The organism is Rheinheimera sp. B2H12 (genome assembly GCF_059620065.1).
The window spans coordinates 4692116-4706226 of record NZ_CM184363.1 but is presented as its reverse complement, the minus strand read 5'-3'; the positions used below and the strand labels follow the sequence as shown (position 1 = coordinate 4706226).

The 14111-nt window shown below is 51.2% G+C and carries 10 protein-coding genes; 8 read left to right on the top strand and 2 right to left on the bottom strand.

The window, feature by feature from the left end:
* Nucleotides 1–2: 2 nt before the first annotated feature.
* Nucleotides 3–1295, top strand: a complete 1293-nt coding sequence (locus AC53GJ_RS20060; RefSeq protein ID WP_496730169.1) for a mechanosensitive ion channel family protein — start codon at nucleotides 3–5, stop codon at nucleotides 1293–1295.
* Nucleotides 1296–1308: 13 nt separating this feature from the next.
* On the opposite strand, the gene AC53GJ_RS20055 is transcribed toward AC53GJ_RS20060, so the two are convergent.
* The gene (locus tag AC53GJ_RS20055; RefSeq protein ID WP_496732828.1) at nucleotides 1309–2811 is read right to left on the bottom strand and encodes a YifB family Mg chelatase-like AAA ATPase; all 1503 of its coding nucleotides are present in this window, start codon (nucleotides 2809–2811) and stop codon (nucleotides 1309–1311) included.
* 170 nt (nucleotides 2812–2981) lie between these two features.
* On the opposite strand from AC53GJ_RS20055, the gene AC53GJ_RS20050 reads away from it, so the two are divergent.
* The 6 genes from AC53GJ_RS20050 (at nucleotide 2982) to AC53GJ_RS20025 (ending at nucleotide 10955) form a co-directional block, all read left to right on the top strand.
* Entirely contained in the window at nucleotides 2982–4439 is a 1458-nt protein-coding gene (locus AC53GJ_RS20050; RefSeq protein WP_496730168.1) for a TrkH family potassium uptake protein, read from the top strand.
* 89 nt (nucleotides 4440–4528) lie between these two features.
* Complete coding sequence (locus tag AC53GJ_RS20045) at nucleotides 4529–5293, top strand: TetR/AcrR family transcriptional regulator (RefSeq protein ID WP_496730167.1); 765 nt, start codon at nucleotides 4529–4531, stop codon at nucleotides 5291–5293.
* A 2-nt stretch (nucleotides 5294–5295) separates the two neighbouring features.
* Nucleotides 5296–7611, top strand: a complete 2316-nt coding sequence (locus tag AC53GJ_RS20040) for an efflux RND transporter permease subunit (protein ID WP_496730166.1) — start codon at nucleotides 5296–5298, stop codon at nucleotides 7609–7611.
* Between the two features lie 2 nt (nucleotides 7612–7613).
* A complete protein-coding gene (locus AC53GJ_RS20035) occupies nucleotides 7614–8429 on the top strand; it encodes an outer membrane lipoprotein-sorting protein (RefSeq protein WP_496730165.1) in 816 nt (271 codons plus the stop codon).
* Between the two features lie 35 nt (nucleotides 8430–8464).
* Entirely contained in the window at nucleotides 8465–10072 is a 1608-nt protein-coding gene (locus AC53GJ_RS20030; RefSeq protein ID WP_496730164.1) for a FimV/HubP family polar landmark protein, read from the top strand.
* Between the two features lie 139 nt (nucleotides 10073–10211).
* A complete protein-coding gene (locus AC53GJ_RS20025) occupies nucleotides 10212–10955 on the top strand; it encodes a TerC family protein (protein WP_496730163.1) in 744 nt (247 codons plus the stop codon).
* A gap of 86 nt (nucleotides 10956–11041) precedes the next feature.
* On the opposite strand, the gene AC53GJ_RS20020 is transcribed toward AC53GJ_RS20025, so the two are convergent.
* Nucleotides 11042–11668, bottom strand: coding sequence for a trimeric intracellular cation channel family protein (locus AC53GJ_RS20020; protein WP_496730162.1), 627 nt, complete (start codon nucleotides 11666–11668; stop codon nucleotides 11042–11044).
* A 575-nt stretch (nucleotides 11669–12243) separates the two neighbouring features.
* Between AC53GJ_RS20020 and AC53GJ_RS20015 the strand changes: the two genes are divergently transcribed.
* On the top strand, nucleotides 12244–14082 hold the full coding sequence (locus AC53GJ_RS20015) for a M4 family metallopeptidase (RefSeq protein ID WP_496730161.1): 1839 nt from the start codon (nucleotides 12244–12246) through the stop codon (nucleotides 14080–14082).
* Nucleotides 14083–14111: the final 29 nt, after the last annotated feature.

Sequence of the window (14111 nt, the reverse complement as noted above, 5' to 3'; positions counted from 1 at the left end):
AAATGCGCACTCTGACGATGAAACAACAACTGCAACACTGGACCAGCGCCCAATCCTGGCTGGAGCCAGACTTGGCTTATTCGCTGATTGTATTATTGCTGATTGTGCTGACAGCCGTCTGCATTCATCTGGTGGTGCATAAAGGCGTGTTGCGTTTGTTGCGACAGCGGGCGGCTGAGTCGGCACCTTTGTGGCGGCAGGCGATTTACCAGCACAAACTATTAAGCCGGCTAGCGTTAACGGCGCAGGGCTTTATTTTATCTCTGCAGGCTCACATCTGGCTGGATGCCAAGGGTGAAGCGCTGCAGTTACTGACGGCCGCGACCCAGCTCTGGATGTTGTTATTTGGCCTGTTGAGCGCCTTTTCGCTGTTAGATACCATCGAAGCTATGTTGCGGGATACCGGTTTTGGTCGTTCAACGCCAATCCGGGGTGTGTTCCAGAGTATGAAACTGGTGGGATCTTTGCTGGCGCTGATCGTGGCCTTGTCGATGTTGTCCGGTAAATCGCCGGTGTTGTTACTCAGTGGTCTGGGCGCGATGACGGCGGTGTTGTTATTGGTGTTTAAAGATCCAATCTTAGGTTTTGTCGCTGGCATCCAGTTATCGGCCAATAAGATGCTGATGGTCGGTGACTGGCTGGAAATGCCGAAATATGGCGCCGATGGGGCTGTGGTGGAAATGAACCTGACCACCGTCAAGGTGCGAAACTGGGACAACACCATCACCAGCATTCCGGCTTATGCGCTGATTTCTGATTCTTTTAAAAACTGGCGTGGTATGAGTGAGTCCGGTGGCCGCCGTATCAAACGGGCTTTTTATCTGGATGCCAGTAGTATTCATTTTCTGACGGATGCCGATGTGGCCAGGTTACAAGCCTCCAGTTTATTGCAGCCTTATTTTGCCGAAAAACTGCCGGAAATTGCTGCGGCGAACCAGAAGAAAGCCACCGGCAGTGTGCTGGACAGCCGGCGTCTAACCAATATCGGTACGCTGCGGGCTTATCTGACATTTTATCTGCGCCAGCACCCGGATATTCATCCGGACATGACGCAGATGGTGCGGCAACTGGCGCCAGCGCCGCATGGCGTGCCGCTGGAGGTGTATGCCTTTTGTAGCAATACGGCCTGGGGCTATTATGAAGCGGTGCAGGCCGATATCTTTGACCATATTTATGCCGTGCTGGCTGAATTTGACCTGCGGATTTATCAACAACCGACCGGTTATGATGTGCGCCAGCTTGGCGCACATCCTACCGCCGGAGCTGCCGCTGCGGCGGCGGTGCTGCTGGAGTAAAGGACCGGCAATATTAACCATGCAAATACTGCAATAAGCGGTCAAAGGCGCGGTAACTCAGGGCTTCCAGCAGTTCAGCCCGGCTGATCTCGGATTGTTGTTTCAGATCGGCTATGGTGCGGGCGACTTTGAGCAGTTTGTGGTAACTGCGGGCTGATAGTTTCAGTTGTTGCAGTGCCTGCTCCAAAAAATCACTGTCGGCGCTGGATAACGGGCAGTGCAGCAACAACTCGGCCGGTTGCAGCCGGGCGTTGCTTTTGCCCTGGCGCGCCAGTTGTCGTTGCCGCGCCGCTGCAACCCGCCCGGCGACTTCAACACTGCTTTCGCTTGGTTGCTGTGCACTGAGTAGCCCCTTGGGTAATAATGGCACTTCAATTTGCAGCTCAATCCGATCCAGCAAAGGCCCGGATAACCGGCTCAGATAACGCAGCACCTGCTCGCGGCTGGCGCGACCATCTTGATAATGACCACTCGGGCTTGGATTCAACGCTGCAATCAACTGAAATTGCGCCGGAAATTCGGCCTGGCGGCCAGCCCTGGAAATGCAAACAGCGCCGGTTTCCAGCGGTTGGCGTAATACCTCCAGCACTTTGCGTTCATATTCCGGTAATTCATCAAGAAATAATATTCCCTGATGGGCCAGCGAGATTTCGCCGGGCCTCGGCACTGAACCGCCGCCCACCAGTGCGATGGCAGAACAGGTATGATGCGGTTGCCGGAACGGCGGTTGTCGCCACTGACTGAGTGGTTTATTCAGTGCCACAATGGAATAAATGGCCGCACTTTCCAGTGCTTCAGCCAGCGATAGTTGGGGTAACAGCGCCGGCAGCCGCTGCGCTAACATCGATTTACCGGTCCCTGGTGGGCCAAACAGCAATAAATGATGCTGACCGGCCGCTGCGATTTCCAGTGCTCTTTTGGCTTGTTGTTGGCCTTTGACGTCAGATAAACACAGCGGATAGCCGCACTGACTGTCTGGTAATGCCGGAATCGCCGGCAGCGCTTGTTGCGCCAGCAAAAAGCTGTGCACCTGCAGCAAATGGTCAGCACCATGCAGAGCCATATTCGGGATCTGCTGGGCCTGACAGGCATTACTCATCGGCAACACCGGCTGGCGGCCAGCCGCCTGACACGCCAGCACCAGCGGGATTTCACCGACAATAGGCCGGATAGCACCGGACAGCGCCAGTTCACCGTAAAATTCATAACCTTCAATGGCGGCGGCCGGGAGTTGGCCACTGGCGACAATAATGCCGATGGCGATTGGCAAATCAAATCTGCCGCCCTCTTTGGGTAAATCAGCCGGTGCCAGATTGACGGTGATTTTGCGATCCGGAAATTCAAAACCGCTATTGAGCAAAGCACTGCGGACCCGGTCGCGTGCCTCTTTGACTGAAGTTTCCGGTAAACCGACCAACTGAAAGCCCGGTAAGCCCTGACTTAAATGCACTTCCACGGTCACGGCTGGCGCGGCCAGCCCAAGCCGTGCTCTGCTATAAACAATTGCCAGTGCCATACCGCTATGCCATCGCCGGAAGTGAGTAGCATTATGTTTAGCAAAAGGTGAAAATAATGCAAATTGTGGCATGAAATTCCAGCTGACTTTCTAAATCCGGCTGAACTCGCTACACTGCGGTAAGTTTTATTGCTTCAGGTTGTCGCCTGAATTTAGCCAAGTGAGATGCTGTGCGCGCTGCAACAAGCCGGTTTTTATTTTATCGGGTCATTGGGTATCTGCTGCTGTTATTGGCCGGCACTATGCTGATTACCACAGCAGTGGCGGTATTTTACGATGAGCAGAGTTTCTGGAGTTATCTGATTTCAGCAGTCACCACCGCCAGTGTTGGTTATATGCTGGTGTATAAAGGCCGGCATGAATTTGCGTTGATTAAACGCCATCTGTTTTTGCTCACTACTTTGTGCTGGTTGGCTATTTGTCTATTCTCGACTTTACCTTTTGTGCTGGTGCTGCCCAATCTCAGTTATGTCGATGCTGCTTTTGAAACCGTTTCCGCCATTACCACCACAGGTGCCACAGTACTGACAGGTCTGGATCAGATGCCGCGTGGTTTGTTGTTCTGGCGCGCCATTCTGCAATGGATTGGTGGGGTGGGTATTATCGTGATGGCGATCGCGATTCTGCCAGCGCTGAAAATCGGTGGGATGAAGTTATTTAAAACCGAAAATTCGGATATTTCAGAAAAGATTCTGCCGCGTAGCTCCAGTTTATCAATGTATATCGGCCTGGTTTATCTGTTATTAAGCGCCGCCTGTATGTCGTTGTATTACCTGGGTGGTATGTCTGGCTTTGATGCCATCACCCATGGTATGGCGACAGTGTCGACCGGCGGTTTTGCTAATTATGATGCCTCTTTCGGCCATTTTAACGACAGGCCCCATTTGCTCTGGATTGCCAGTCTGTTTATGTTGTTATCGGCTTTACCCCTGGTATTACTGGTCGGTACCTTGCGTGGTCATAAGTGGTTATTGTTGCGGGATCCGCAAGTACGGGCTTTTTTGACCATAGTGCTGTTTTGTTCTTTATTGCTGACCTGGTATCAGCACGAACACAACGCCAGACCCTGGCTGGACGCACTGACACACAGCACTTTTAATATTGTCTCTGTCATCACTACTTGCGGTTTTGCTTCGGAAAACTATTCCGCCTGGGGTGGACTGGCGGTCATTTTGTTTTTTTATATCACCTTTTCCGGTGCTTGTTCTGGTTCGACTTCGGGCGGTTTAAAAATTTTCCGCACCCAGCTGGCCGGTTTATTGCTGATTAAACAATTTAAACTGCTGGTGCATCCCAACGCGGTCTGGGTGCAAAAATATGGCAGTAAACCGGTCAATGACCAGCTATTGGGCTCGGTGCTGGCGTTTTGTTTTATTTATTTTGCTTCCATCGCGGCGCTGGCGCTGGGATTGTCGATGTTTGAACTGGACTTTGTCACGGCCTTAACCGGTGCGGCAACGGCCATTAGTAATGTGGGGCCTGGTCTGGGTCCTGTGATTGGTCCTGATGGTAATTTCAGCAGCTTACCTGATGGTGCCAAGTGGTTAATTAGTTTTGGTATGTTATTGGGCCGGTTAGAAATTTTGACAGTATTGTTGCTGTTTACTCCAATGTACTGGCGTTACTGAGTCCTTGGATGCTGAAAAAAGCAGCTTGAATTCTGCGGCTGCTGCGCTATTATGACGAATCGTCAAGTTCAGCAGGGATGGCCGTTAAGATGACTCAGTTACCAGCACCTACCGCCAGATCCCGCTTCAAGGCCAGCCGTGAACAGCAGCTATTAGCGCTGGCACAACAAATCCTGCAACAAGAAGGTTTTGCCGGTCTGACGATGGACCGCCTTACTGCTTTATCTGATGTGTCCAAAGGCACTGTTTACAATCATTTTTGCAGCAAAGAAGACCTGTTCAGTGCGCTGAGTATCCGCAGCCTGCAGCAACAGCTTGTCGTGCTGCAACATGCTCAGTCATTGGAAGGCCACAGCCGCGAGCGGGTGCTGGCGCTGCATTGCGCTTATTATCATTATGCCCGCACTGAACCTACCTTGTTTTTATGTTTATTGACGGCAACCATGCCGGCGGTGCTGGAAAAAACTTCCGCTGCGCGGCTGGTGCAGCGGCAGCAACTGGAACAGCAACTGGCAGGCATCTGCGCTGCGGTGATCCAGCAAGCGGTGGCGGCGGGCGCTTTACCCGTAACGGCTGCCAGTGCCGTCGATGGCTGGTCCTTTTTACACTGGGCTTATGCCCTTGGCAGTAACTTATTGTTTGAACCTAGCCGTCAAATGGGCTTATTTAGTGGTCTGCAGCCGGAGCAACAATTGCAAGCTGGATTACATATTCTGCTTGATGGCATGCAATGGCAGCCGTTAAGCCAGCACTGGGATTATCAACACAGCTGGCAGCGGATCAGCCAGCAATTGCAAACCACCCTGATAGCGCAAAGTCGCACTGTCAACGCAGCACCTGAACAGAAGGAATGACCATGAAAGCAACTGGCCTGAATCGGGCAATTGAGGCACCCCGCTGGACGTTGTTATGGGTATTGATGTTGGTGGTGCTGTGCAGCATCGGTGCGAAAAACCTCTATTTTCGCGGTGATTTCCGCATTTTCTTTTCTGCCGACAATCCACAGATGCAAGCTTTTGAAAAAATGCAGGCGCAGTTTAACAAAAGCGACAATATGCTGGTGGCAATAACGCCGGCCTCGGGTGATGTTTTTACCGTCGAGGCGCTGACGGCGCTGAAAAAACTGACCGATGCAGCCTGGCAAACGCCTTATTCGCTGCGGGTTGATTCCATCACCAACTATCAGCATACCGAAGCGCAACAAGACGATTTGTTAGTGGAAGATTTGCTACTGGATGCGGCCAGCCTGGATGCCGCCAAAATTGCCCGCATCCGGCAGATTGTGCTCAATGAACCGATGTTAGTGAAACGGCTGATCTCGGCAGATGGTACGCTGGCCGCCGTGAATATCACAGTGCAGCTACCGGAAAAGAACCAGCAGCAGGAAGTCACTGATGTGGTGATTTCAGTGCAGCAACTGACGACCCAGCTGCAAGCTGAATATCCGCAACTGCGGTTCTATCACGGTGGCGTGATGGCGCTGAATCATGCTTTTAGCACTGAAGCGCAACATGATGCGGCCGTATTAGTGCCTTTGATGTTTATGACCATTATTGTGCTGCTGGGGATCATGTTGCGATCGGCGCTGGCGGCACTGGCTGTGGTGGTGATTATTGTGATGACTATCGCCAGTACTATGGGCATCAGTGGTTGGCTTGGTATTTTCCTCAGCACTGCCACGGTCAACGTGCCGACTTTGGTGATGACACTGGCGGTGGCTGACAGTGTCCACCTGATCGCATCCACCCAATTTCAGTTACGTCAGGGCTTGGCCAAACCTGCAGCCATTGCCAAAGCGGTCCAGATCAATGCGATGCCGGTGTTTATCACCAGTGCTACGACCGCGATAGGTTTTTTAACGCTGAATTTTTCTGAAGTGCCGATTTTACGGGATTTGGGCAATCTGACGGCGCTGGGCGTGATGTTGGCCTGGTTCCTGACGATTATGGTGTTGCCGGCTTTGCTGATGTTATGGCCAATCAGCCATGGTTATGCCGAACAAACGGAACAGGAAAACTCGATGGATCGGCTGGCCGGCTGGGTGATTAGCCAGCATGCTAAAATTCTGCCGCTGGCAGCGCTGCTGACTTTTGGCTGTGGTTACCTGATGCTGCAAAACCGCGTCAATGACGAACCGGTGCGCTATTTTGCCGAAAGCACCGCCTACCGTCAGTCCGCCGATTTTCTGGAACAAAAACTGGGTGGCGTGGCGATGCTGGATGTGGCTATCCAAAGTGGTGAAGCCTCAGGCGTGAATGAGCCGGCATTTATTCAGGCGGTGGCTGAGTTTGCCGATTTTATGGCCAGCCAACCTGATGTCACTCATGTCAGCAGTATTGCCGATATATTTAAGCGCTTGAATAAAAATATGAATGGCGATGATCCGGCATTTTATCGGTTGCCGCAGAGTCGTGATTTGGCAGCGCAGTATTTATTGATGTATGAGATGTCATTGCCGTTTGGCCTGGATTTAACCAACCAACTGAATCAGGACAAAAGCGCCACTAAAGTCGCGATTGCGCTGCGTAATCTTGGCAGTAAAGAAATGCTGGTGCTGGAGCAGCAGGTGCTGAGCTGGATGGCACAACATTACCCGCAGTATCAGGTTGAAGTGTCCAGTACCGCCTTGATGTTTGGCCATATTGGCGAGCGTAATATGGCCAGTATGTTGCAAAGCCTGCCATTGGCATTGCTGTTGATCTCATTATTGCTGGTGCTGAGTCTGCGCTCATGGCGGCTGGGGCTTATCAGTCTGGTGCCAAATATGCTGCCCGCCATTGCTGGTTTTGGCCTGTGGCAACTGTGGTCCGGCGAAATTAATCTTGGCTTGTCGGTGGTGGCGTCTATGAGTCTGGGGATTATTGTCGATGATACTGTGCATTTTCTTGCCAAATATCAACATGCCAGACGCGAGGGCCGGGATGCCGAGCAAGCCATCCGCTATGCTTTTCACAGTGTTGGTCATGCGCTGGTGATTACGACAGTAGTGCTGGTATTGGGTTTTGCCGTGTTGCTATTGTCCACCTTCCGGTTAAATTCTGATATGGGACTGCTGACCGGAATTATTTTACTGCTGGCGTTGCTGATTGATTTTCTGGTGTTGCCAGCGTTGTTATTGCTGTTTGACCGGCGCAGCTACAGTGCCGGTACTGATTTAACCAAGGGAGCTTGAACATGAAGCTAAGCGGGATAAAGTTAACCAATAAATTTTTACAGATCATCGGCCTGGCTGCACTATCATCTGCTTTACTAGTACCGCCGCTGCAGGCAGATGATGCTGGCAAAGGCTTACAAATTGCCACTGAGCGTAAAATCCGCGATGAAGGTTGGGGCGATTCCGAAGCCCTCACCAGCATGATTTTACGCAACGCCCAAGGTCAAGAGAGTAAAAGGGCGATCCGGACGCTGAATCTGGAAGTCGCCAACAACGGCGATAAAGGTCTGACCATTTTTGATGAACCGAAAGATGTTCGTGGCACCGCCTTTTTAAACCACTCTTATGTCGGCAAGCCAGATGACCAGTGGTTATATTTACCGGCGCTAAAACGCGTAAAAAGGATTGCTTCACGCAATAAATCCGGTCCTTTTATGGGCAGTGAGTTTTCTTATGAGGATCTCAGTTCTTTCGAACTGGAAAAGTTTAAATTTACTTATTTACGCGATGAAGTGCTCAATGGTGAAGCCAGTTTTGTGGTGGAGCAAATTCCGACGGATGAGTTTTCTGGCTATAGCAAGCTCATCAGTTGGCTGGATCAGAAAGACTACAAAGTGTTGAAAATAGAGTTTTATGATAAGAAAAACAGTCTGTTAAAGACACTTGAGTTTAAAGACTACCAGTTGTATCTGGAAAAATACTGGCGGCCATTGACGATGCAGATGAAAAACCATCAGACCGGTAAAAGCACTGATTTGATTATGCATGACATTCAGTTTGGCAAAGGCCGTACCGATGCCGATTTTGATACCAACGCCTTGCAACGTTCGCGCTAAGCAGCGCAAGTTGTTGGCCAACTGACAGGAGACTGATGATGTCACGCCCATGGTGGTACTGCGCTTTGTTGCTGCACAGCTTGGTATTGACTGCCAATAGCAGCGCTGCTCCGGCCACCATTGGCCCTGTGACGGCAGCCGACAGTTTATGGAGTCTGGCCAGAGCAGCACGCGCTGATGCGCCTTATAGCTTGTATCAGGCCATGATTGCGCTGCAACAACAAAATCCGTCCGCTTTTATCGGTGGTAATGTGCATCGCGTCAAAGCCGGGGCTATGCTGCAATTGCCTTCGGCGGCCCGGATTGCAGCTATTGATGCGGATGCGGCCAGGCGGCAAGTGGAAGCGGATGCAGTGGCGTTGTCAGTCAGCAAGACAAAGCCACAGACGATGGCTGCAGTGCCTGCCAGCCCGGCAGGTCAATTGGTTGCTACCGTCCCCGCAGCACCTCCGGCGCCTGTTGCAACGGCCAGCAGCGAGACCCGCGGCCAACAACTGGCCGGACAAGCTAGCCGCCACTGGACTGAGCAACTGCAAACGGACAGCACCTTAGGGCTGGAAAGCCGGCTATTTCCACAACAAGGGTTAGCAGGGCAAAGCCGGAGTCAGTCCAGTATCAATTTTCTGCAGGAATGGTACTGGCAATCGGCCGATGAACGCCATAGTTGGGCTTTGAGTCCCTATCTGCGCTGGGATCAGCGTGATCCAGAGCGGCACTTACTGGATATCCGTCAGGCCTTCTGGCGCACGGTCGGTCCTGGCTGGGAAGTCAAACTGGGGATTGATCAAGTGTTCTGGGGCGTCACTGAGTCCTTGCATTTGGTCGACGTGATTAACCAGACTGATAGCGTGGATCAACCGGATGGTGAATCTAAACTCGGCCAGCCGATGCTGCAACTGAATCTGACCGGCGACTGGGGTAATTTGCAGACTTTCTTATTGCCCTATTTTCGTGAACGCACTTTACCCGGGCTGGATGGCCGCTTGCGATTACCCTTGCCGATCGCGACCGACCGCAGTTTGTATCAATCAACTGCTGGCCGGCAGCACCTGGATTATGCTGTGCGTTATGCCCGGCAGATAGAGCAGCTTGATCTGGCGTTGTCTTATTTTGCCGGTACCTCGCGTGAGCCGTTGCCGGTACCGGATGGCGACCAATTATTGCCGTATTACCCGCAACTGACGCAGCTTGGACTGGAAGGGCAGTGGATTGTCGATAACTGGATCTGGAAACTTGAAGTGGTGCAGCGTGAGCTAACTAGCCGTCACTGGCAAGCCGCAGTGGCCGGTTTTGAATATACCAGTGTCGGCATCTGGGACTCAGTTTATGATGTTGGCTGGCTGCTGGAATACCAATATGACAGCCGTGGCGCGCTATCGTTACAACCCGGCCAACGTGATCTGTTTGTCGGGGCTCGTGTGGCCTGGAATGACGAAGCTGGTACTGAGCTATTGTTTGGGGTGGTACAGGATTTACAGGACGGCAGTAGCCGTAGTGGCATGCTGGAAGCTTCGACCCGCTGGAACAATGATATCCGACTCAGGGTCGATGCCTGGTTTTTCCATACCACGGCAGCGGACCAGCCAACCTGGTGGTTGCGGCGGGATGATTTTATCCAGCTTGGCATCGATTATTATTTTTAACCGGATCACGAGTTGTTGCTGATATCTGGACTCTTTGCTTTGAAAATAACCAGCTGAATGGTGGCAGCTCTGAATTGCGCTGCTTCTGTCATCGTCTGCTGATACACTGACAGCAGTTTCAATAACAGAGTGAAAAATTATGTTTGAATGGATTGCTAGTCCAGAGGCCTGGATTGCACTGGGTACGCTGGCCGCGCTGGAAATTGTGCTGGGTATCGATAACATTATCTTTTTGTCGATCCTGGTGGGGCGTTTACCGGAAAAACAACGGGCTTTTGCCCGCCGGATGGGTTTAGGTCTGGCGATGTTTGCCCGTTTGGCGTTGTTGTTCTCTATTTCCTGGGTGATGGGGTTAACCGAAACCTGGTTTAGTGTGCTGGGTAATGATATCTCCGGCCGCGATGTGATTCTGATTGGTGGTGGTTTATTCCTGCTGGCAAAATCCACCCAGGAAATTCACCACAGCCTGGAAGGCGCGGCAGAAGAAGCCTCAGGCCCGAAAGTAGTGGCGAACAACCTGATGATGATCCTGATCCAGATTATGATCCTCGATATCGTATTCTCGCTGGATTCAGTGATCACAGCAGTTGGTCTGGTCAATAACATTGAAATTATGGCGATTGCTATCGTCTCAGCGGTGCTGGTGATGATGTTTGCCGCCAAGTCTATTGGTGACTTTGTGGATGCCCATCCCTCGATTAAAATTCTGGCGCTGTCTTTCCTGATCATGGTCGGTGCCATGTTGATTGTGGAAGGTTTTGATGTGCATGTACCTAAGGGTTATATCTATTTTGCGATGGCGTTCTCTGTCGTGGTAGAGATGATCAATATCAAGATGCGGAAAAAATCGCAGCCGGTGAAGTTGCATAAAGAAATGGAATAACCAGCCGCAATAATAAAGCCGCAGTGATGCGGCTTTATTATTTGTGTTGCTGGTTGGCGCAAGTGGATACCGGTTTGCTTGACTGGTTAAGGGTCTATTTTTCCGCTGCGGCCAAATACCGGAATGGTCAGATGCCAGCGGATGGCTGCCAACCGCAATGCCAGTAAAGCGGTCATGGCCAACAGCATCGCCGGCATTTTGCTCATGCCTAAACTAAGTGAACCGGTGTAAACCAAGCCACCAAAAATACAGGCAACGGCGTACAATTCGCCGCGAAATACCAGTGGAATTTCCCGGCACAATACATCCCGGATCATGCCACCGCAGACGCCACTGATAGTCCCCATCATAATAGCGACAAAAGCTGAGGTGCCATGATCCAATGCTTTTTGCGTGCCCATAATGACAAAAAACGCTAACCCGATAGCATCCGCTATCTGCAGGGTATTATTCGGGATGGTCAGGCGTTTGCGCACCAGTAAAATGGTGATAGCGGTAGCAGCAAATATGGCATAAAAATAACTGTTCTCACTGAGCCAAATCACCGGCACATCCAGGATCAGATCACGGATAGTCCCACCACCAATCGCGGTGACAGTGGCCAGTACCAGTACACCAAAGCCATCCATTTGTTTACGCCAGGCCGCCAGGGTGCCAGAAATTGCAAACACTGCGATGCCCATCAAATCAAACCAGTGAAAGTAAAGTTCCATGCTTTTTCCTTGCGCAAAATCAATATCATAACGATGAAGTCAGTCAGTGGATACCTGCCTGTTAAAAATGTCTGCCGCTTGCTGGTAGCTGATGCTTGCGCAACAAACTGCTGATAAAAGCTTGATATCTGCCAGGCAGTGACTGATCCGACTTGGCAACGGCGGTAAAGGCTGTTAGTTTAAAAAAACAGCCGGTTCAGACTGTATTCAGTTTGCTGCTGTCCGGCAGTAACGCCTGCGGAGCGGATTCTCCCGACGTTACTGCCGGATGTGTTCCCTCTGCTTAAATCCCCTCTGTGAATGTATTTTTCCCTGCACTGCCAGCCGCCCAGTTTATCTGTGGTTTTTAGTCAATAAAATAAGTTGTGAATGATGTCGATGAAGTCCGGCGAAAACATGTTATATAGCACTGAAATGTAGCTATGTTGCAAGCTTTGGATTAGCGCTTGATAAAGTAATGATATTACCGTGATGTGACATTTGCTGTTTTTTTGTTCGGCTATGTTTGCTGTGCTGTGCTGATAAAGCACCGCAACCCAGGAACATTCAATCAAAAAAACAAGAGGCTAACCTCAATGAAACATTTTGTCTTATCGACGCTCAGTTGTGCAGTGATTGTGGCCAGTGGCAGTGTGCTGGCGGCGGATGTGGTGCCTGCCAGTCAGTTATTGCAAGCTCAGGCAGGCTCGCAGTTGCAACAAGCGCAATCCCTGCAAAGTATCAACAGTGCACTGTCGCAACAGTTTATCGCCAAACGACAAATTAAAAGAGCGGATGGTCAACTGAAAGTACGCTATCAGCAGTATTATTATGGCATCCCGGTGTGGGGTCACAGTGCTGCCGCAACGCCAACGGCGAAGGGTTTGACCGATATCAGCGGTACTGCCGTAACAGGCATTGAACTGGATATTGTGCAAACCCAGCCAGCGCTGAAGCCGCTGGAAGCGGTGCGGCAAAGCCGGGTCGGCAGCGCAGAATTATCCAGTGCCTTGTCAGCGGATGCCGAGACTTCGGCGCTGGCAACCTTAGCGGTACAAGCTGATAACGCCAAGCTCTGGGTTTATCTGGATGATCAGCAACAGGCCAGACTGGTCTATGTCACCAACTATGTCACTGAAGTGAATGGTCAGCCGAGTCGACCATTTAAAATTATTGATGCCAATACCGGTCAAGTGCTGCAAAGCTGGGATGGTATAGCGCATGCCAATGCGACTGGCCCTGGTGGCAATCAGAAAACTGGTCAGTATCAATACGGCACCGATTATGGTTTTCTGACCGTGGATGCCAATTGCCGGATGACCACCACCAATGTGGATACCATTAATATGAATGGCGCCACTTCTGGCGGCAGCATTCATCAGTTTACCTGCCCGAATAATACCTTTAAGGCGATTAACGGCGCTTATTCACCGCTTAATGACGCGCATTATTTCGGTGGCGTGGTCTTTAACATGTACCAGAGCTGGTTTGGCGTCAATCCGCTCAATTCCAAACTCAGAATGCGGGTGCATTATGGTAATGCTTATGAAAACGCCTTCTGGGATGGCAGCCAGATGACCTTTGGCGACGGTGGCAGCCGCTTCCATCCGCTGGTCAGTCTGGACGTGTCGGCGCATGAAGTCAGTCATGGTTTTACTGAGTTTAATTCCGGCCTGATTTACAGTAACCAGTCAGGCGGTATTAACGAAGCTTTCTCTGATATGGCCGGTGAAGCTGCTGAATACTTTATGAAGGGCAGTAATGACTGGTTGGTCGGCGCTGATATTTTCAAAAGTGCCGGCGCCCTGCGTTATATGGATGATCCAACCCGGGATGGCCGTTCTATCGGACATGCCAGTAATTATGTTGCCGGGATGGATGTGCATCATAGCTCAGGGGTGTTTAACAAAGCCTTTTATCTGCTTGCCAATAAAACCGGCTGGAATACCCGCAAAGCCTTTGAAATTTTCACTGTGGCTAACCAGGTCTACTGGACCGCCAATAGCACTTATGTCACGGGTGCCAATGGTGTTTGTAAAGCCGCCGGCGATAAAGGCTATAACAAAGCCGATGTGGCAGCTGCCTTTACTGCTGTTGGGGTGACCACCACAGATTGTGGTGGTGGTGGCAATCCGGGCAACTCAGGTACTATTGCCAATCTGGCGGCCACGACTGGCAACTGGACCCGCAATACCATCACAGTCCCGGCCGGTACTGTCAGTCTGACGGTAACCATCAGTGGTGGCACAGGTGATGCTGATTTGTATGTTCGCGCTGGCACTGCGCCAACTACCAGCACTTATAATTGTCGGCCATACAAAAGTGGTAACAGTGAAAGTTGTGTCATCAGCAATCCAGCGGCTGGCGTCTGGCATGTTGGGCTGCGCGCCTACACCAGCTTTACCGGTGTGACGCAAAACTGGAGTTATCAGTAATATTGCTCCGGCGGCAGTGCGGTCGCACT